16 protein-coding genes are annotated in these 20,421 nt (G+C 60.4%); 9 read left to right on the forward strand and 7 right to left on the reverse strand.

Annotated features, from left to right (window positions below):
- The first annotated feature begins 163 nt into the window (after positions 1–163).
- Positions 164–1,450 (forward strand): MFS transporter, encoded by a 1,287-nt coding sequence (locus KF767_07930; protein ID MBX3017801.1) that lies wholly within the window; start codon positions 164–166, stop codon positions 1,448–1,450.
- A gap of 9 nt (positions 1,451–1,459) precedes the next feature.
- Here the strand turns inward: KF767_07930 and KF767_07935 are convergent, their stop codons facing one another.
- A complete protein-coding gene (locus tag KF767_07935) occupies positions 1,460–2,860 on the reverse strand; it encodes a phosphatidylserine/phosphatidylglycerophosphate/cardiolipin synthase family protein (GenBank protein ID MBX3017802.1) in 1,401 nt (466 codons plus the stop codon).
- A gap of 208 nt (positions 2,861–3,068) precedes the next feature.
- On the opposite strand from KF767_07935, the gene KF767_07940 reads away from it, so the two are divergent.
- Positions 3,069–3,467: a hypothetical protein gene (locus KF767_07940; protein ID MBX3017803.1), complete on the forward strand. Its 399-nt coding sequence runs from the start codon at positions 3,069–3,071 to the stop codon at positions 3,465–3,467.
- Here KF767_07940 and KF767_07945 read toward each other — a convergent pair.
- From KF767_07945 to ruvC, 6 genes are all read right to left on the reverse strand, one after another.
- Positions 3,464–4,084: a hypothetical protein gene (locus KF767_07945; protein ID MBX3017804.1), complete on the reverse strand. Its 621-nt coding sequence runs from the start codon at positions 4,082–4,084 to the stop codon at positions 3,464–3,466. The two genes, KF767_07940 and KF767_07945, sit on opposite strands and share 4 nt — an antisense overlap.
- Complete coding sequence (locus tag KF767_07950; GenBank protein MBX3017805.1) at positions 4,075–4,722, reverse strand: hypothetical protein; 648 nt, start codon at positions 4,720–4,722, stop codon at positions 4,075–4,077. The genes KF767_07945 and KF767_07950 overlap by 10 nt, the downstream gene beginning before the upstream one ends.
- A 15-nt stretch (positions 4,723–4,737) precedes the next feature.
- Positions 4,738–6,054 (reverse strand): hypothetical protein, encoded by a 1,317-nt coding sequence (locus KF767_07955; GenBank protein MBX3017806.1) that lies wholly within the window; start codon positions 6,052–6,054, stop codon positions 4,738–4,740.
- 84 nt (positions 6,055–6,138) lie between these two features.
- Positions 6,139–7,218, reverse strand: a complete 1,080-nt coding sequence (gene ruvB, locus KF767_07960) for a Holliday junction branch migration DNA helicase RuvB (GenBank protein MBX3017807.1) — start codon at positions 7,216–7,218, stop codon at positions 6,139–6,141.
- Between the two features lie 12 nt (positions 7,219–7,230).
- Entirely contained in the window at positions 7,231–7,821 is a 591-nt protein-coding gene (gene ruvA / locus KF767_07965; GenBank protein ID MBX3017808.1) for a Holliday junction branch migration protein RuvA, read from the reverse strand.
- On the reverse strand, positions 7,818–8,354 hold the full coding sequence (gene ruvC / locus KF767_07970) for a crossover junction endodeoxyribonuclease RuvC (protein ID MBX3017809.1): 537 nt from the start codon (positions 8,352–8,354) through the stop codon (positions 7,818–7,820). Before ruvC ends, ruvA begins: the two co-directional genes overlap by 4 nt.
- Positions 8,355–8,438: 84 nt before the next feature.
- Here ruvC and KF767_07975 point away from each other — a divergent pair, with 84 nt between their 5' ends.
- From KF767_07975 to prpB, 7 genes are all read left to right on the forward strand, one after another.
- Positions 8,439–9,269, forward strand: a complete 831-nt coding sequence (locus KF767_07975; protein ID MBX3017810.1) for a hypothetical protein — start codon at positions 8,439–8,441, stop codon at positions 9,267–9,269.
- 89 nt (positions 9,270–9,358) lie between these two features.
- Positions 9,359–9,922, forward strand: a complete 564-nt coding sequence (gene efp / locus KF767_07980) for an elongation factor P (GenBank protein ID MBX3017811.1) — start codon at positions 9,359–9,361, stop codon at positions 9,920–9,922.
- Positions 9,923–10,052: 130 nt separating this feature from the next.
- Positions 10,053–11,126: a hypothetical protein gene (locus KF767_07985; GenBank protein MBX3017812.1), complete on the forward strand. Its 1,074-nt coding sequence runs from the start codon at positions 10,053–10,055 to the stop codon at positions 11,124–11,126.
- On the forward strand, positions 11,123–15,088 hold the full coding sequence (locus KF767_07990; protein ID MBX3017813.1) for a translocation/assembly module TamB domain-containing protein: 3,966 nt from the start codon (positions 11,123–11,125) through the stop codon (positions 15,086–15,088). The genes KF767_07985 and KF767_07990 overlap by 4 nt, the downstream gene beginning before the upstream one ends.
- Complete coding sequence (locus tag KF767_07995; protein MBX3017814.1) at positions 15,085–17,865, forward strand: BamA/TamA family outer membrane protein; 2,781 nt, start codon at positions 15,085–15,087, stop codon at positions 17,863–17,865. The genes KF767_07990 and KF767_07995 overlap by 4 nt, the downstream gene beginning before the upstream one ends.
- A 150-nt stretch (positions 17,866–18,015) precedes the next feature.
- A complete protein-coding gene (locus tag KF767_08000) occupies positions 18,016–19,524 on the forward strand; it encodes an MmgE/PrpD family protein (GenBank protein MBX3017815.1) in 1,509 nt (502 codons plus the stop codon).
- Complete coding sequence (prpB, locus tag KF767_08005; GenBank protein ID MBX3017816.1) at positions 19,524–20,420, forward strand: methylisocitrate lyase; 897 nt, start codon at positions 19,524–19,526, stop codon at positions 20,418–20,420. Before KF767_08000 ends, prpB begins: the two co-directional genes overlap by 1 nt.
- The last annotated feature ends 1 nt before the right edge of the window (position 20,421 follow it).

Consider the following 20,421-nt stretch of genomic DNA (forward strand, 5'->3'; position numbering starts at 1 on the left):
ACGCCGACGGAGTTGTGAAAAGCAAACGAAAGGCCAATCATGAAAAACCCGTGGAAAGGGGCTATAGTTGTCGGCGAGGCCCGTTGTCGCATTTCGAGGCGTGCAATCTTAAGAACACGATCATTCGATTGACGGCGATCACACTTCGAAGGAATTAATCCAAATGGCGTCTTTCACAGGTCTTAAGATTTTGTATGGACTCTTCGAACTCCCGCTGGCGGCGATCGAAATTTTCTTGCGCCTCTATCTCTTTATTCATTTCACCGAGGTCGTGAAGCTTCCGCCGTGGATGACGGGCTTAGCGCTGCTTGTGAGTTTGGCGAGCGATGCCGCCCTCGCCCCCTGGATCGGCGCGAAGAGCGACGCGTGGTTCGGCTACGGACGCGGCCGCTGGCCATGGGCGCTCGGCGGCGCGCTCGTCGCGGGCCTCGCGCTGCTCGCGATGTTTCAAATCCCCGCCGGCACCGAGCCGCATTCGGCCTTCGCGCTGCTCGTGCTGCTGATGTTGGTGCTGAACACGGGCCTCGTCTTCGCGAACGTCCCCTACGCGGCGCTGATCGGTGACGTGGCGGAAGGTGAACCCGAGTCTTATCTGGGCTGGCGCGTGGCTTTCGGAGGGCTCGGACAATTGGCGGGCCTCGCGATCCCCGGCTTTTTCATCGCGCTGAAAGATCCGCTCGCGTTCAAACAAAGCGCGTGGATCTTGACGATCCTGCTTTTTCTTTTGGGCTTCGTTTCGTCGATGAGCCGTCCGGCCTTCCGCCCCCGTCGGGTGACGCCGATCGATCCCGACTTCGCCGTCCTGACGACAGGCGACTTCTTGCGCGCGCGACCTTTCCCCGCGTTCTTTCACGGCGCGACGCTTTGGCTTTTCGCGATCGCAGTCTTGAACGTGGCCGTCACGTTCGCGCTGTCCGTTTCGCTTCCCTATTACAAGCTGAGCCTGCGTTTGGAAGAGAACATCACCCAAGGCGTCCTTTTGACCTCGGCCCTTTTCGCGATCGCCGCGATTCCACTGTGGCTCTTGCTTTATCGTCGCTGGGGTCCCCGACGCGCTTTTCTGGCGAGCGGCCTTCCCTGGGCGGCCTTGACCGCGCTGTCGCCGCTCATCCTAGGGCTGGGCGAAAAGGCGCTCCTTTATCTTTACGGCGGGGTGCTGCTCGGGATTTTCACGGCGTCGACGGTGATCTGGGAGTGGTGGTTCGTCGCGAACGCGCGCCGAGTGGGCGCGGGACTCGGGGCCGCTTACGGCCTGTGGCGAATGATGTCGCGACTCGCGCGCGCGTTCGGAACGGCGCTCGCGGGACTCGCGCTCAGCTGGGCCGGGATTCAGGGATTCGATCCGCGCATCGACGACCGTTTGGCCTTAATTTACGGCCCGGTCGTCGGCATCGGCATTTTGCTCGCGCTCTGGCTCGCTTACGGAAACCTGAAACGCAGCGAAACCTAAATTGGACGCCTAACCGGCTTTTTGGACACGGCAACTGACGGGCGGCGCCGGGCGCTCTTCGCCCTTCTTCGGCGGCGACCGACGTTCGTCATCGATCGCGTTCGAGCAGAAGACATCCGGGCACTTCGCGCAGGCGATGCCACGCAATTCATCCATTTCGGGATAACTCAAAGAGACCGGCGTGTAATGGAACGGCAATTCGTCCTTGGCGTCGCGGAACTCACGCAGAAGACGCGGGATCTCGGCGGCGCCATACTCGCGCACCATTTCGAAGTTACGGAGGAAGTCGCGCACGACCGAAGCCTCGCGCAGAACCCAGACGTTTTCGACCGATTCGAATTCGGCGTTGTAAGACCAGTTGTAGCTTCCGGTATAAAGCGTCTTGCCGTCGATGATCATGTACTTGTGATGCATTTGCGGCGCTTTCATGAAGTCCCAGCGAAGGGCGTAGGACTTGATACGAACGTCGACGCCGCCCTCGTAGGCATGGCGCGAAAAGTAGTATCCGCGCTTGCGGCACTCGGCTTCGGCTTTGCCTCCGGCCACGCACTCGGCGAGCTCTTGCGCCTCAGCCGCACGTTTGAAAGTCGAGACGTACTCTTGGCTGTCGAGCACGAGTTCCACCTTCACGCCGCGTTTCACCGCTTCGGTCAAGGCGTTCATCAGATTCCAGCTACGGAAGTGTCCCGTGGCGATCTGCACGCGGGACTTCGCTCCGCCGATGGCTTGGATCAACCGCGTCTCGACGTTGCCGGGCTGGCTTTCGTCGATGCTTTCCAGACGTTTCGTCTGACGGCGGCGATCGACGGCGGGCTGAAAGTTGCGGCTCGTAAAGTAAGCGGCGGGAGTTTTCGCCTCGGCCGGACGGCGGGCGAGCGTCAACTCTTCCGGCGACGTTTCACCGGGGATCAGCGGATTGGCGTTCGTGAACAGGAAGTCGAACTCTTCGCGGAAGGCTTTGGTCGCCTTCACGCAGTCGCCGCAGACCACGAGATTTTCGTCGTAAGAGCGCTGCAGCGCCGTTTCGCTGAAGTTGCCGCTCGAGCTCAACAACCGCGCGCCGTCCACGATCAAGAACTTGTGGTGGTTGATCTTGTTGATCCAACGGATTTCGGCGCCGGCCTTTTGCAACTCCGCCAAAAATCCCGGCTGTCCCGACTCGATGGACTTGCGCACGATCAGGCGGACCTGGACGCCGCGTTTTTGCGCTTCTTCCAGCTCTTTCATCACCAGGGGCGACGAGAAAGTGTAGATGGCGAGGTCGATCGATTTCTTCGCGCCGTTCAGCTCCTGCGCGATGCGGGCGACCAGATCCGTTTCGGGCGAAAAGAACGCCTCCGGCGAGGCGGCCGCGAAACGTCCCATGAAAAGCGTCAAAACCACGACCACGAAGGCGTTCAAGGAATTCATGGCGCCGTTCTGAAGGGGCCCCCGGGGCTTGTCCATCTTTGCCGCGCCGTCGCAATCACGCGACCAGAAGTTCGACGGGGTCAGGACTCCCCTATTGCCCCAGAGACCGGTTTTTCACAGCTCTTTCATCAAATTCCGGTGAAAACCGCGAGAACGTCGCCTGCCGGAGTGGCATCTTTCTTGAGAGAGGGAGTGGGTGGAGGCCCCTATGTTCAAGCTCGCGATCGTCACCCTGATTTCGTTTTTGGTTCCCGTGCTTTGGGTCTTCGGGGCGCGCGCGCAGACGGCGCCGAAAATTCAACCGCCGGCCGGTTACCACGCCCGCGCTTGGGCTTCGACCTACGACGCCAACGGCCTGACCCCGTCGCAACGTCAGGCGATGAAAGCCCGCGAAGAGATCAACGAACGTATCTCGCAAATGTACGACGGCTTTCGGATGGTGAACTCGAACGGAGTCCACTATGAAACCGCGCGCGGTTTGACCGTCGCCGCCGAGAATATCCAAAGCTACTCGAACGAAACCGGCGACTACTATACTTTGGAAAGCTACCTGCAGCAGATCCGCGATCTGCAGACCGCACTGCAAGTGCTGGTGCGTTTGCGCTAGTCTTCCCGCCACCATGAGGCCGTCTCGGGCATCGGACTCGAGGCAAAACACGACGCCGTCGCCTTTTTGAGCCGCGGGGTCTCTCCTCGCACATCCCCCGGCACGTCCCACATCACGTCCTCCCGAACGATGCGAACGCCTTCAGGAGAGTTTGCATCCACCGCCAAAATCCGACTGCGATTTTCGCGCGGCACTTCGACCAAAAGAATGTCCCGGTCCCTCCATTCGCGCTCCGCGCAGTTTCCCGTATCGACAAGCCAGTAGCTCCGCCCATCGCGCGCACGGTATTCGGCGAACCCCGTGCGAATCAGGCGACCGGTGCGCCACCCGCCCGTCCAGTCGAACTCCAGCTCCATCGGTCCGCGCCGGACTTCGAAGGTTTCGCCGCCGATGTCCGTTCTTAAAACGCGCCGGAACTGACTGTAGATCGGCGAATCCGGCTCGGGCCACTGGGGCACGAAGCCCGCCCGCGCGATCGAGGCCCGCGTCGCGACCTGACGTTCACGCGATGCGCGGAACCCCTCGAGAATCCAGTCTTGGGAAAGGTCCTCAAAATCCGCGAGCAGACCGAGTCCGCACCCCAAAATCAAAAGCGCGCCTTTTTTGACTAAAGACATATGTCCTCCGCCGGACGACGGGTCAATCCGTCGCGGTAGCGCCGATCCTCGCTGGCCACGGTCGTCGTGCCGATCTCTCGCCACGACCTTTCCGTGCGGTCCCAACCCCAAAGCTTCGATGAGCCCCGAAGATCCTCGGGAATCCATGCCAAATACAAAGAGATGTCGCGGCCGGTAGCGTGCGGGCAGCGCCAGGTCGGAAAGGATTCGAAATGCCCGCCCTTCCGCGACGCCACGAAGGGGACGGTTTGCGCGTACACGATGTTGCGTTCATGACCGTCCGACATTTCGATCGTCGTGCGCGCGAGGTCCCCGTTCTTATCGACGTGAAGCCGCGTGCGGATCGCGCCGGACTCCACGTCGTAACCTACGGCCGTCACCCCTTGATCTTCGAGCTGACGGGACATGTTGGCGCGGCGTTTTTGCGATTGCGCAAATTCGCGCGCGAAGTCCTCGTTCTCTTGCAACGCCGGGAAACCGTAACGCCGACTCACTTCCGCGATCGCGAGACGGTCTTTATGGATACTGAGATATTCGTAGTTGCCGTGCACGAGGTACCGGTCGAACGCTTGGTACGCCCGCCAACTCATCCCGGCGCAAAGCCCTAGCCCAAGAACCGCCCAATCCCTGAAGCGCATCGTCCCCCTCCTGATTTATCTCTCCGCGTAGAGCTCGCATGATTCGAAACTGGCCGACGCGTCGGCGGTGGCCGGAATCCGGTAGCCTTGACTGACCGGACCGGCGAAGGCCCATCGGTAAGAACTGACCGCCCCCTCGTTATAAACGGGCTCATTCCACCAAGAGGCCCCCGAGACCGCGCCGACCCCCGGAAGCGAAACCATCAGCGTATTCAACCGACGCCCCAACTCTGAATCGCATCGGCCAAGTTCCACCGCATAGTAGATTCCCGAAGCGTGCGCAAAAGCCGACGTCTGGTAGCTGCGTACCAAAAGTATTCGGTCACCGACCTGCACCTCGAGCCGAATCATGGCCCCGGGATAACGAACCCGGCGGAACTGTTCCACTTCGACCTCGACTTTCACGCGCGTGAAGAATCCCATCGTCGCCGATTGGGTATGATGTTCGAGGTACATGAAATCGGCGTCCGTTTGAAAACGTCGCGCGAGTTCGCGATTCAAATGGATTTCCGCGAGCTCAAAGGCGTCGCTGACTTCGAGGGGTTGCTTCGTCAGCTCGATGTCGGAGGATAAGCGACGAAACCCCTGCTCGGCGTACCAGCTCTCACGCGCGACATGGGCCGCGCGGGCCTCCTGATGCCAATTCGTCACCTTTTGTAGAACCGGAAAGAAAGGGGACGAACTGATCGATTCGATGTCGCGATCCCATTCTTCGCTCATGGATTCCGGCTCGAAGTCACGGGCCTGATTCCAGTACTCGCTTTCGGCGAACGGCGACCACATCGCCGAGGCCGTATCCAGAATGTAGGCCTCGACCGGTTCGCCGATCCGTCGCGGTTCACGGAGGAGCACGTACGGAAAACGCTGGTAAGTCAGATCTTGCAAACTCCACGTCGAAACCAGACGGTAGACCGCGCCCGAGCGAGGATCGACCCAATCGGTAGTGTCGCCCGTGAAATCAAGATGACCCGTGCCCGGGAAGCCGACCAGCAAAGTGTTATCGTCTTCCGGCCGGCCGTCACGCATCCTCTGGATACGTTTCATGGAACCGACGATCGCCGTCCCATGACTCGTCGTTTGGAACGCCAATTCCCGAATATCCGTCGCGCGCAGATCGGCAACGAGTGGTGATCGAGGACGAAAATGTTCCGGAACGGCCGGATCGAATCGAAATCCGAGCTGGCGTTGGGCGAGGGTGATCGCCAAGTGGTCGCCTTCTTCCAGAATCTTTTCGAAGGGGGTCGCGGCCCGGATCAACTTCGAATGCCGTGGCGCCAAGGCGACCGCGAAGATGGTACCGATCGCGACCATGCCGATGAGCCAACGCAACATCCACCCCTCCCTATGGAGGATCAGCTTAACGCCGGATGAGACGTTTCATTCAGAGGCAAATGGAGAGCGTCTCAAGTCGAGACGCTAAGGTGAAACTTCCGGGAGGTCTTTGTTCTCGAGATGCTGACGACCGAGTTCGGTGATCACGCGCCCGCGCGGGGTTTTCTGCAGCAGCCCCTCTTGGATGAGGTAAGGCTCGTAGACCTCTTCGAGAGTTTCGCGCTCTTCGCTGAGGGCGGCCGAGATGGTTTCGATGCCGACGGGCCCGCCGCCGAACTTGCCGGCAAGCAGATCCAGGATCATGCGGTCCATTTCATCCAGACCCAAGCGGTCTACGCCCAGCTGGTCAAGCGCGCTGGTCGCCAGTTTTCCGGAAATCACGCCGCCACTTTGAACTTCCGCGTAGTCACGCACGCGTTTCAAAAGGCGGTTCGCGATCCGGGGGGTGCCGCGCGCGCGGCGGGCGATCTCGCTGATGCCGGCGGCTTCGGACTTCACACCCAGAATCGACGCCGAACGTTCGATGATCTTTTCCAGCGCCGGGCGGCTGTAGAACTGCAAACGCTCGGCGATGCCGAAGCGATCGCGGAAGGGCGCGTTCAGCATTCCCGAGCGCGTGGTCGCGCCGATCAGCGTGAACGGGACGAGGTTGAATTTCATCGAACGCGCGCCCAGGCCTTCGCCGGTCACGAGGTCGATGTAGAAGTCCTCCATCGCCGTGTACAGATACTCTTCCACCGTACGGCTCAGGCGGTGGATCTCGTCGATGAACAAAACTGAAAAGGGCTTCAGGCTGGTGAGTAGCGCCGCGACGTCGCCCTTCTTATCCAGGGCGGGAGCCGAAGTCACCTTGATGTCCGCGCCCATGGCCTCCGCGATGATGCGGGCGAGGGTGGTCTTCCCCAAACCGGGAGGGCCGCTCAAAAGCACGTGGTCCAAGGGTTCGTTGCGCGACTTCGCCGCCTGCACGAAAATTTTGAGTTTGTCCTTCACGACCTCTTGGCCGGGAAAGTCCTCGAAGCGGTGCGGACGCAGTTGGTTTTCCCAGCTGACTTCCCCGCCCACCAGATCCGCCGACAAAAATTCGCGCGCCTCGCCCACGATGTGCGTGTGCACGGTGGTGGTTTCGGTGATGGTGGTGTCCGCGTCGATGATGCGTGCCATGGGGTCTTCTCCTTAAACCGAGGTCAGCGCCGCGAGTCCCTGGCGCACGCCTTCTTCGAACGAGATGTCTTTCGGGAGTTTCGCGACGACCTTGTCGACGTCGACCGGGCGGAATCCCAAGTTCACCAGTGCCGACGCGACTTCGCGCGCGGCGAGCCCCGTGATCGCGGGACCTTCCCCGCCTTTCAGCGACTCTTGCGAAACGAGTTTGCCCTTCAGCGTAAGGATCATCTGCTCGGCGGTTTTTTTACCGACCTTGGGAAGTTTCGTCAGCGCCTTCACGTCTTCGTTTTCGATCAGACGCGCGATTTCTTCCGCGGTCGCGCCCGAAAGCGCGTTCAACGCGAGCTTCGGTCCCACGCCGTTCACTTTCAGAAGCGTCAGGAAAAAGTTCTTCTCGTCGCGGGACTCGAAACCGAAAAGGTTGAAAGCGTCTTCACGCACATGGGTCGAAACCCAAAGCTCGGCCAGGTCGCCCATCCGTCCCAGCGAGTGATCCAGCAGGCGCTGCGTGCAAAACACTTCGTAACCGACGCCTTGAACGTCAAGGATCATGCTTTCGTCGGTGATGTCACGGATGCGACCGCGCAGATAGCCGATCATGCGCCCTCCTGATTCAGACGTGCCAGGCGTGCGCGCGCGCGCCATTCATGAGCGTGATGCACGGCCATCGCCAACGCGTCGCTCGCGTCCAGATTGGTGATCTGATTCAAACGCAGGATCGTTTTCAGCGAGATCAGAACCTGCTCTTTGGTGGCGGCGCCGCTACCGGCGACGCCCTTTTTCACTTCGCGCGTGGTGTATTCGAAAAGCTGCGCGCCGGCGCGAACCGCCTCACTGAGGGCGATCCCGCGCGCGTGCCCGAGTTTAAAGGCCGAGTCCGCGTTTTTTCCCATGAAGATCTTCTCGACGATGACCTGGTTCGCTTCGTACTTTTTGAAGATCATCTGCAGGCTGTCCGCCAGCGCGAGGAGCCGTTCAGGAAAACCCGCCTCGTCCGCGAGGAGGATCACCCCGTGATTCACGTGGCGAAACTGGTCGCCTTGGACCTCGATGACGCCGAAGCCGGTCTTCAGCGAGCCGGGGTCAATGCCCACAAAGATCTGTCTGTCCTGGTTTTCCCGAAGCGGAGTCATGCTAGAAGGCATTTGAATGTCGATGCGAAGGCAGGTCAATTCTTTTGGCTTGAGCTGACGTGCGGGATTCGGCATCCTGAGAGCGTGAGCAAAATCTCGGCAGAGACACTTCAGCAATACGAACGGACTCTTCAGAAAGATCCGAACTCGAAAGTCTTCGCGGCCCTGGCGGATGCCTACCGTGAGATGAGTCGCTGGCAAGAGGCCGAGATCCTGGCGCGTGACGGCATCGCGCGTCACCCCGAGTACGTCGGCGGTTTTCTGGTTCTCGCGCGCATCCTGATTTTGACCCGCCGGGCCGAAGATGCCGAAGCCCTTCTCAAGAAAGCGGTGGAGCTCTCGCCCGAAAATCTGCTCGCTTACCAGCTTTTGGGTCAGACCTACGTTCTTCTCCGCCGTCCCGCCGAAGCCCTGAAGGCGCACAAGATGGTCCTCTTTCTAAACCCGATGAGCGAAAAGTCCCGCCAGGCGGTCGAAAAGCTCGAGACCCTGAGCGCCATGGACTATGACGACGAGGTCTTCGAGATGCGCCAACTGGGCAAATCCGAGGACGCTGCGCAGGAACTTCCCGCGGAAAAACCCAAGGCCCTCGACGCTTTAGTCGCGCGCTCGCGGGAGCGCCTGCGCGGCGGGGATCTCGAGCGCCGCCTGTCTTTGGTGGATGCCTTGATCGTCCGCAACGATCTGGGCCGCGCACGCGAACAGCTCAAAGAACTGGGGGAAAGCTTCCCCGATTCCAGCGAGGTGCAAAAACGCTGGGCTTTCTTTGAGGAGGAGGCGCAGGTCGAAGAGATCGAAACCCTGCGCCCGGTGCTGTCCCGCGAACGCCGGATGCTCGATCGCAAGAAGCGCCTGCTCGAGGCTCTTCTGCAAAAAGTCGAAGAGTTGCGCGCCCGTCCGCTGCCACGCCTTTAATTTTTCCGTAATGAAATGCGGCAGTTGACACGATTGGGCCCCATCGTGTCTTCTCACTATCTCTCAAATTCATTCGCTCGGAGTGTCGTATGTACGAAAATGCGGATTTTAAAAAAGGCCTGAAGATCATGGTTGAGGGTTCGCCCTACACCATCCTGGATTTCCAACACGTGAAACCGGGCAAAGGGAACCAGTTTACCCGCACGAAGATGCGGAACCTGCTGACCGGACAGCAACTCGAGCGCACCTTCAAATCGGGTGAGCGCTTCGAAGTGCCGAACGTCATGACCCGCGATATGTCGTACCTCTACAAAGACGACAACGGTTACACCTTCATGGACAAAGAGTCCTACGATCAGATCGTGATGACCGAGAACGAAATCGGCGAAGCGAAGGACTACCTGATCGAAAATCTCGAAGTCACTTTGCTCTTCTACAACGACCGTCCCGTGTCGGTGGACGTGCCCAAAGCCGTCAACCTGCGCGTGACCCAGACCGACCCCGGCATGCGCGGTGACACCGTGACCGGTGCGCAAAAACCCGCGACCCTCGAGACCGGTCTGGTCGTGAAGGTCCCGCTCCACATCAGCGAAGGCGATCTTCTGCGCGTCGATACGACGACCGGAGATTATGTCTCGCGCGTGAACGAATAACCAGCCCAACGTCCAGTCAAAAGGCCCACGCTGTGGGCCTGAGAAATGGGTCTAAATTGCACCGATTTTGACAGTCTAGATGTTCGCGTTAAACCTGCAATTCGACTCATCTTTCGGGCAAAATTAAAGCGTGCAAAAAGAACTGAATTCGCGCGCGCTCGAAATGGATATTCGTGAGCACTTCACGATGTTTTCCGACGTCGACATCGCGTGCGAACATCTTCTCAAAAAATACGAGTCCGCGGGGTTGACCTCGGTGGAGCTCGATACGCTCGGCGCGTTTTGCCTGAAGCTCGGCAATTCGCCGGCCTACATCCGTTTCTCTTTGCAGCGCTTGAGTTTGGATCTCGATATCTCTTGGGCGCATCTGACCGCTTCGCTTTACCAGTGCACACACAACGTCCCGCGCGCCTTGACCGAAGCCCTCGTGAAGGGCGCGACCGAAGCGGAGCGTTTGGACGATCTGGCGCGCGCGCACGACATGGACTTCGAGGCTCCGGAAAATCAAGATCGGCGCAATGAGCGTCGCGCCCGCTTTGAGGCCGAGTTCCGCGAGCGCGTCGAAGATCTGCAAGCGCAGGTCGAGATGTTGCACATTCAAGAGCTGGAAGAAGACGAAGAGCGCGTGCTCTTGGAGCTTTTGCGCCTGTGCCCGCTCGACGAGAACATCATCTCGCAGTACGACCTGCTGAAAGAACGCAAGGCCGTGCAGATGCTGGAAGCAAAGCTGCAAAGCCACCAAACGCCCTGGGACCAAAGTGAACAGGTCGCTCTTGAAGAGGCCGAACGCCAAGCGCTCGATATCATCCTGAACTCGATGCACTTGCAGTGGGCGGGTTCGGGTTTCGACGAGCAATTGGGACTCGATTTCACCATCGCGCTTTTCATGTGGGACTATCCCGAAGCGGCCCTCGATTTCCTTCCCGAACAGAACAACTCCGAGCGCGTCCGTTGGACCCGGATGGAGGCTCTGCTGCTCGCGCGTCACTTCGTCGCACTGTTGAATGAGCTTGAACGCGCCGAAAGCCAGGCCGCCGCGGATCCCGATCAGGTGTTCGCGATCATGTACCTGAAGGCCCTCGCGCTCTGGGGCCTGGGCCACCGCTTCGCGGCCGTCGAGATCATCGAGTCCATCGCGACCCACCGTCCGCACTACCGCTCGGCCATGACGCTCCTCAACCTCTGGAAGGGCGGCGGCACGTGAAGAAGCGCTGGCTTTTGTGGGGGCTCCCGATCCTGGCCGCCGTCTCCATCGCGGTGACGCTGAAGTTCGTCGTACAAGAGGGGCTCGAGATCTGGGGACTGGCGCAAATCCAGCAGGCCGTGTCCGAGCACTCGCCCGTCGAGATGGCCAGCGGCGGACTCGACATCAGCTGGATTCCGCTGAAGGCCTCGCTGAAAAACGTGCGCCTGCGGGCGAAAACGCCCGACGAGCTGGGTTTCAACATGGCGCGCGTGAATCTGCTGGAAGCCCGCGTGGACGCACTTCAACTTTTGACGGGCCGCTTGGCGCTTTCGGTGCTGCTGCTCGAGGACGTCGCGGCGGAAGTGAATTTGGATCCCCACCTGAAGGGCTCGGGCCCCACTCCCGAAATCCCCTGGGATCAGATTTTCAAGATCACCGAGCAAATCCCCGTGCGCAGCTTGGCCGTCCGTAACGTGAATCTCAGTCTGCACTCCAAAAAAACCGATTTCGAAATCGGCATCAAGGATCTGGCCGCGCGGCTGACGTTGCGCTCGAATCGCATCAACCTGGAGTTGCAAAGCGCGGAATCGAGCGCGCGTTTTCGCGATCTATCCTCGCCGTGGCAGTTGGGCGCGCAAGCGCTCATCACGCCCACGGAAATCGAAATCACGCAGTTCCGCCTGACCGCCGGCCGCCAAGGGCTCGACGCCTCGGGGATGCTGACGGACACGCGCGAGCTTCTGCGCGCGCCGCGCGGGCAAATGCAAATCGACACGAAGCTGAGCCTTCCCGAAATCCGCGCTGCGCTCCCCCCCGCGTGGGGCGTGCCCGACCTTCTGGGCGAAGTGGATCTGGGCGCGAGCCTCGAACTGCGCGGAAAGAAACTGCCCATCGGCAACTTCAAGCTCGCCACCCGCGGCGTCTTCATCCATGAATCCGAAGTCGGTAACGTCGAGGCCCAGGGAAAATTCGACGGTCGCTCGCTGGATCTGCCGACCCTCTCCGTCACGCAGACCGCCGGGCGCGCGGATCTGACCGGGGGCCGCGCGGAGTTTTCCGAGCCCAACCCGTTCGACAACGTGGTGGTCAAAGGCAAAGTCTCAACCAAAAACTTGAGCCTGCACGCGCTGCTCAAAGGCATCGGCGTGGGCGATCTGCCGCTCGAGGTTTTGATCAGCGGCGAAGTCGACTGCGGCGGGCCCGCCTTGCCGAAGCCCCTGGTCGTTTGCGTCGGCCAAGCGAGCGGTCGCGATCTGCGCGTCGACATCGAGGAAAAAGGCAAACTGCAACCGCTCGTGGCGCTGAAGGAGTTTTCGGCGGACGGCGGCGTGCAGATCACCCACGAATCGGTCACCTACCAAGCCAAAGCGAAGGTCGGTCAAGACACCGGCACGAGTTCGGGGTTGATCTCGTACGAAAAAGGTTTCGTGATCCAGTACGACACCGCGGCCGTGCGTTTGGATCACGTGGGTTCGATCGCGGGGCTGAAGGTCGAAGGGCTGGCGGCGATTTCGGGATCCACGCGGGGCGATTCGGATGCCGCGACCTTCGAGATGAAAACCAAGGGCCGCGACATCTATTTCGAAGACTTCTTTCTGGGCGACGCCGAAACGCAAATCAAATACGCCAAGGGGAAGCTCAGCTTCTTGGACCTCACCGGCCGGATCATCGAGTCCCCCTACCGCGCCGACGTCGAGGCCGATCTGATGAAATCGCGGATCAAAGTGACCGGGAATTCGCCGCAACTTCGTATCGAGGATCTGTTCGCGGTTTTCCCGCGCATCTTCACGGTCCCCGTCGCGTTGACCGGCCATGCCTCGGCGCAGGTCGAACTCGAAGGGCCGTTCCAACTGGGCAAGCTCTCCTATCATCTGCAAGCGAAGGTCCCCCACTTCGCCGCGGCGGGCGAGATCTTTAAAGACGGCGACATCGAAATCCGCTCCATCGACGGCGAAGTGAAAAGCGAGAGGGCTTCGTTCCGCAAAGGATCCCAGTCGATCACCGCCCGCGGCGAAGGCCACCCCAACGGACAGATCGACATCAGCCTGGTCGGCAATCAGCTCTTGATGGAGGAATCCGAGCTGATCACCGCGCTGGGCGCGAACATCTCGGGTTTCATGGATCTGGGCGTGCAGATCACCGGCTTCATCCTCGATCCCGAAGTGAACATCCAGGCCCAGCTGGGACAGATGATCATCGAGGATCAGGAGTTCCCCCCGTCCGCGGCGTCGCTCCTCTTGAACCGGCGCAAACTCGAAGGCTCGGTGCGGCTCTTCGCGGGTCGGCTGTATGGGGACTTGGTGGTGCCGCTCGCCGACAACCAGCCCTTCCGCGTGAAGCTGCAGGCGTCGGATTGGAACTTCGCGACGCTCGCGACCCTGATCGGCGGGGGCTCGCTGCTGAGCGAATACGAAAGTTCACTCTCGGGGGATCTGTCCCTGGCTTCGGATCGCGGCGGACTGTTCACGGCGACCGGTCAGGGCACGATCCAAAGCTTCTCGCTTCGGCGCGGCTCGCAGACCTTGGCGAATCGCCTGCCGATGCGCCTGAACATGCAAAACGGCGTCGCGAACTTCGAGAACTTCCGCGTCGAGGGCGGTCGCGAGTTCATCGCGGTCCAGGGCACGGGGATCTCGCGCGACAATCTGCGCATGAAGATCGACGGCGATCTGTCGCTCCGGATTTTGCAGATCTTCGTCCCCTTCCTGGAAGAGCTCGGCGGCAACGGCCGCATCAACGCGTCGGTTTCGGGAAGCCTGTTCAAGCCCGAGATCTTGGGTTCGGCCTTTTTGACGGACGGCTTCGCGCGAATCCGCGGTTTCCCGCACGCGCTCGAGCGCGCCTCGGCGGACGTGCAATTTTCGGCGTCGCGGATCTCGATCAACGACATCAAGGCCTCGATGGCCGGCGGCACCGTGCGCGGCGAGGGCAGTGTCTCGCTGCTCGGGCCGCGCAACATCCCCGTCAACATCCAGGCGCGCGCCGAAGGCATGACCCTGAACGTTCCGGACAAAATCCAGACGACCGGCGATGCCGAGCTCACCTTCGCGGGGAACTGGTTCCCCTACACCCTCGCCGGAACTTACCGCGTCTACGGCGGCCTGTTCGCGAAGGAGCTTGATGACTCGGGCACGTCGACCAGCGTGCAGCAAAGTTTCTATCTGCCGAAGCTGATCCGTCAGAACGCGTTCGAGCCCGTGCAGTTCGATCTGCAGGTGGATCTGATACGCCCGCTGCAGCTGAAGAACACATTGATCGAGGGACAAGCGACCGGCAACCTGCAGATTCGCGGCACCCCGCGCGTGCCCTTGATTCAAGGGGTCGTCAACGTGCCCAGCGGCGCGAAGGTCACCTTCCGCGACAAAATCTTCGATCTGAACTCGGCGACCTTGAAGTTCACCGACCCGAAAGAGATCAATCCCGAGCTTTTCGTCTCGGCGCGCGCGCGCGTGAACGAATTCGACATCAGCCTGCTCGTGCAAGGAACGGCGAAGGCGCCGCTGGTCCGGATGTCCTCGACCCCGCCGCTGCCTGAGTCCGACATCATCACGCTGCTCGCGCTGGGCGTGACCTCGCAGAAACTCGAAAAGCAGATCCAAAGCCGCGAACAGGAGTCCTCGACGCAGAACGAGCTCATCGGGATCTTGTCCCAGGCGCTCCCGCCCGCCAAGACGCTGCAAAAACAGCTCGGCGTCAGCTTGCAGGTCAGCTCGCAGTACGACGACACCAAAAACATCGCGGTCCAGAAGATCACCCTCAGCCGCCAGATCAACGAACGTGTGAACGCGGCGGTCAGCCAGTCCCGCGGCGAGGCGAACTCCACCGAAGCGAAAGTCCAATATTACTTTAATCCGAATCTCTCGGCGGTGGGCACCTGGGAAGGCCGCGAACGTTACGAGGGGACCTCCATCAACGCGCAGGAAAGCCGGTCGGAATCGATCTTCGGGATCGATCTTGAATTCAAAAAGGAGTTCAAGTGATCCGGCTGCTGGTGGTTTTACTTTTGTGGCTCGCTCCCGCTTCGGCGCTCGCGCAAGCCCACCCGCTCGATCTTTCGAATTTGCCGAAAGAGATGCGGGACACCTTGCTGCGCCAAAATCCCGAGCTCGACGGCCGCCCGGTCACCTTCCCCGAAGCCAATCGCCTGCTGGCGGATTTGATCATCAACCAGCAGTACGACGCCGCCGAGCTGCGCCTGATTCCGACCGCCGAAGGTCCGCGCTACCAGCTTGTCCTGGGTCGCATCCAGCGGATCCTGAGTCTGGATTTCAGCGGACTTGATGCCCTCAGCGAGTACGAAGTTCGGCGCGAATTCGGGCTGACCGACAAGGCCTCGTTCGATTCGCAGCTTCTGATCGAGGCCGCCGAGCGCGTCCGCGCTTATTACGAGTCCCAAGGTTTTGACCAGACAAAAGTGGATCTGGAGTTCGAACGCGCGGCGAACCAGGGTGTGAAGGTCCGCATCAACGTTCGCGAAGGCCCCCGCACCGTCATCGGCGATATCGAAGTGCTGACCGCGAATACCGAACTCGCCAAGAAGCTGAAGCGCGAACTGCGCGGCTACCGCAAAGAGCCCATCAACGACAAAACGATGAGCGAGATGCGCGCCGACCTGCGGGCTTTCTTGAGCCGTGAGCGCTACTACCGCACCGAGGTCGCCGATCCACAAATCGAAAGCCAGGACAACGGCACGCGCGCGCGTTTAGTCTACCAGTTCCGCAACGTGGATCGCTACTTCGTCGAGTTCGAAGGCAACGTGAAGATCACGAACGCGCAGCTACTGGGAATGCTGAATCTGCCCGAGTTCTCGTCCTCGAATCCGAACGTCGGCGCCGAGCTCGGCACCAAAGTGAAAACCCACTACGTCAACAACGGCTACGCCCGCGCCGACGTGAACGTGAAGGACGAGGTCGGCAAGCAGCCGTTCGAGCGCGTGATCCGGATGTCGATCAACGAAGGCCCGCGCATCAAAATCCGTCGCATCGACTGGATCGGCCGCTACTCGCCGACGCCCGAACAACTGACCGGATTTCTGATGCAGCATTCGTCCGAAGTCATGGCCGACGGATTTTTCGTGAAGGAAGACCTCGATACGGCGCTCAAGAATCTGGTCACCGATCGCTGGAACCAAGGTTACCTGCGGGCGCGGATCGTCTCGACGCGCTCTTCGTACAATGCCGCGCGCGACGAGATCGCCATCCAGGTGAACTTCGACGAGGGGCCGCTCACGCAGATCCGCTCGGTCCGCTTCGAAGGGCTCGCCAAACTTCCGGAAGACGAGCTGCGGGCGCTGTTAAAATTCAAAGAGGGCGAAGCCTTGAAACTCGGCGATCTCGAGGCCGGCATCTTCGCTTTACGCCAGAAGTACCGCTCGCTGGGCTATCTGGAGATGAACCTGATCAACGAACGTCAGGATCTGGTCCGCTACAACGCCGACAACACGCTCGTCGACGTCGTCTTCCAAATTTACGAAGGACCCCAGGTTCAGGTCGGCTCCATCGCCGTGGAGGGCAACACCCTGACCCGCGACTACGTCGTCATGAAGGAATTGGAATTCGGGATCGGCGACACGCTCACGCCCGAGAAGATGGAAGAGTCGATCTCGCGTCTGCAGCGCTTGGGACACTTCACGTCCGTCGAAATCCGCACGCTCGAAGAGAAAACGCCGATTTCCGTGCGCACGGTGATCGTGCGCGTGCAGGATCGGGATCCGGGGCTCTTCAACTTGGGTTTCGGGGTGAACTCGGATCGCGGTTTGACCGTGCGGGGTTATACCGGCATCGCGTACCGGAACATCTACGGCACGGGCCGCGGAATCTCGGCGCGCGCGGACGCGAACTACAACGTGAACGAGATCAAATATCTCGAGCGTAAAATCACGCTCGGTTACCTCGAACCCTACATCTTCGATTCGCGCGTGCGCGGTCGCGTGAACCTGACCCGCGCCGTTTCGGTTTCGGATTATTCCAAACGGATCGCGGCGGAAGTGAATCAGACGACTTACACTTTGGAGCAAGACATCACCTCGCATATTCTGCTCGCGTGGGACGTTTGGTCCCTGGCGACGGTCCGCGATTTCGACATCAACAACGAGCAGGAGCTGTCGCTCCTGGATATCGCGACGACGGGCCTGACGCTTGATTTCGACTACCGCGATCACCCGTTCAATCCCACGCGGGGCTTGTTCTCGCGTTTGAATATCGAGTACGGCGCGCCCTGGCTGGGATCGACCCGCACCATCGAGTACGGCCGCGGGACCGCTTCGGTCGCGCACTACTGGCCGATCCGCTCTTTCGTGTGGGCGAACTCCTTCCGCGTGGGTTATCTGAAAAATCTGTCGCGCGAACCCGACGGTGCCGTGCCATTCGATAAGAAGGGACTTTTGCTGGGCGGTCAGTCGACGATCCGCGGTTTCACGCCCGACGAGGCCTTCCCGAACCGCTACGACTTCGGCGCGGCTTTCGACACCACCCGCGATCGCTACAACATGACCACCGAGGCGGACATGTATCTGTTCAAATCGGAATTGCGCTTCCCCGTGTGGGGCGCGATCGGCGGTGCCTTCTTCTACGATGGCGGCGCGGTCACCGTGCGCGGCGTGCAGATCGAAACGCCCTACCGCCACTCGGCCGGCATCGCCCTTCGCTACGCCACTCCCGTCGGCGCCGTCAGCTTCGAGTACGGCGTCAAACTGAACCCGCAGCGCGACCGCGGCGAAGTCCCCGGCGTCTTCCACTTCAGCATCGGGACGTTCTAGAGGTTCTGAGCAGAGCGTCAGAGCGCAAAAAGCGTGAAGCGCGACGCATCAGCGTCGGGGGCGGCGCCACTCCCCTTTTGCCAAAATACCCCCTTATGAATAGTGTCTGGCCGTTTACATCGCCAACATCTCGAGAAAGGGTGCCTGTTCATGCGTCAGATTCCTGTGCGTGTTTATCCGTCGAAAGAAAAACTCAACCGCGAAGATCAACTCGCGTGGAAGATCGCGGAGATCGCGACCGATAACGCGCCGATTGGCGAGGCCGTCACCGACATGGTCATCAACCGCATCATCGACAACGCGTCGGTTGCGGTCGCTTCGCTGAACCGTGGTCCCGTCGCTTCGGCTCGCGCCATGGCGGTGGCCCATCCCCGTCAAGGCGGCGCGACCGTCTTCGGTATGCCGAACTCGCAACGCTTCAGCGCCGAGTGGGCGGCATGGGCGAACGGCACGGCGGTTCGTGAGCTCGATTACCATGACACCTTCCTGGCCGCGGACTACTCGCACCCCGGCGACAACATTCCCCCGATCCTCGCGGTCGCTCAGCAAAAAGGGAAAAACGGCGCCGAGCTGCTGAAGGGCATCGTCACCGGTTACGAAGTCCACGTGAACCTCGTGAAGGCGATCTGCCTGCATATGCACAAAAAAGATCATATCGCGCACTTGTGCCCCGCTTCCGCGGCCGGCATCGGCACGCTCCTCGGCCTTTCGACCGAGACGGTTTTCCAGGCCGTGCAACAGGCCGTGCACGTGAGCTTCACCACCCGCCAATCGCGTAAAGGTGAAATCTCGTCGTGGAAGGCGTTCGCGCCGGCGCACTCTTCGAAGTTGGCCATTGAGGCCGTCGATCGCTGCATGCGCGGCGAAGGCGCACCCTCGCCCATCTACGAAGGCGAAGACTCGGTCATCGCTTATATGCTGGACGGCAAGAACGGGAAATACACCGTGCCCATGCCAGAAAAGGGCGAGCCCAAACTCGCGATCCTCGAGACCTACACGAAAGAGCACTCGGCCGAGTATCAATCGCAAGCGCTCATCGATCTCGCGGCTCGTATGAAGTCGAAAATCAAAAACTTCGACGACATCAAAGACATCGTGATCCACACCTCGCACCACACCCACTACGTCATCGGTACGGGCGCGGGCGATCCCCAGAAAATGGATCCCCAAGCTTCGCGCGAGACGCTCGATCACTCGATCATGTACATCTTCGCGGTGGCCCTGGAAGACGGCGGCTGGCACCACGTGAAGTCCTACACCCGTGAGCGCGCGACGAAGCCCTCGACCGTTGCGCTCTGGCACAAGATCTCGACCGTGGAAGACAAGCAGTGGACCGCTTGGTACCACGAGCAAGATCCGAACAAAAAACGCTTCGGCGGCCGCGTGGAAATCACCATGAAAGACGGCACGAAGTTGGTGGATGAGTTGGGCGTCGCGAACGCGCACCCGGCGGGCGCGAAACCCTTCGTGCGTGCGGACTACGTGAAGAAGTTCCAGATGCTGACCGAAGGCCTCATCACTCCCGAAGAGTCGAAGCGCTTCTTGGATCTGGTCCAGAACCTGCCGAACCTCACGGCGGCGCAAGTGCAAGAGCTGAACGTGCAGATGGATCTGACCAAACTCACTCACCACTCGCGCGACGAAAAGGGGATCTTCTAATGCTGTTTCCCACGACCACGGCCGCGGACAAACGCAAGGCGCTCCGCGCGGGCTTGAAATCGGGAAAGCTTCTGCGCTTTCCCGGTGCGTTCGCGCCGATCGTGGCGATGCAGATCGAACGCCTGAAGTACGAGGGCGTTTACATTTCGGGGTCGGTTCTTTCGAACGACCTCGGCTATCCCGACATCGGCCTCACGACCTTGACCGAAGTGGGTCAGCGCGGGCGCCAGATCGCGCGGGTCACGTCGCTCCCGACGATCATCGACGCTGACACCGGCTTCGGTGAGCCCATGAGCGCCGCGCGCACCATGCAGGAATTCATCGAGCTGGGGCTCGCGGGTTGCCACCTCGAGGATCAGGTCAATCCCAAGCGCTGCGGTCACCTGGACGGAAAGTCTTTGGTCGGCCGTGACGAGATGATCCGCAAAGTCCGTTCGGCCGCGCAGGCGCGCACGCTCGACCCAAACTTCGTCATCATCGCCCGCACCGACGCTCGTGCCTCGGAGGGACTGGACGCCGCGATCGACCGCGCGAAAGCCTACGTCGACGCCGGGGCCGACATGATCTTCCCCGAAGCTTTGGCGGATCTGGGTGAGTTCGAAAAATTCCGCAAGGCCGTGAACGCGCCCTTGCTCGCGAATATGACCGAGTTCGGAAAATCGAAGCTCTTCACGACGAAAGAACTCGAAGGCGTCGGCTTCAACATGGTGATCTACCCGGTGACCACCTTCCGCTTGGCGCTGGGCGCTTCGGAAAAAGGTCTCGCGCAGATCATGAAAGATGGAACGCAAGAGCCCTCGGTGCCGAATATGCAAACCCGCAAGGAATTGTACGAACTCACCCGCTACGAAGAGTACAACTCGTGGGATCAAAACGTTTTCAATTTTAAAGTTTAAA

Source organism: Pseudobdellovibrionaceae bacterium (assembly GCA_019637875.1).
GTDB lineage: Bacteria > Bdellovibrionota > Bdellovibrionia > Bdellovibrionales > Bdellovibrionaceae > JAHBUW01.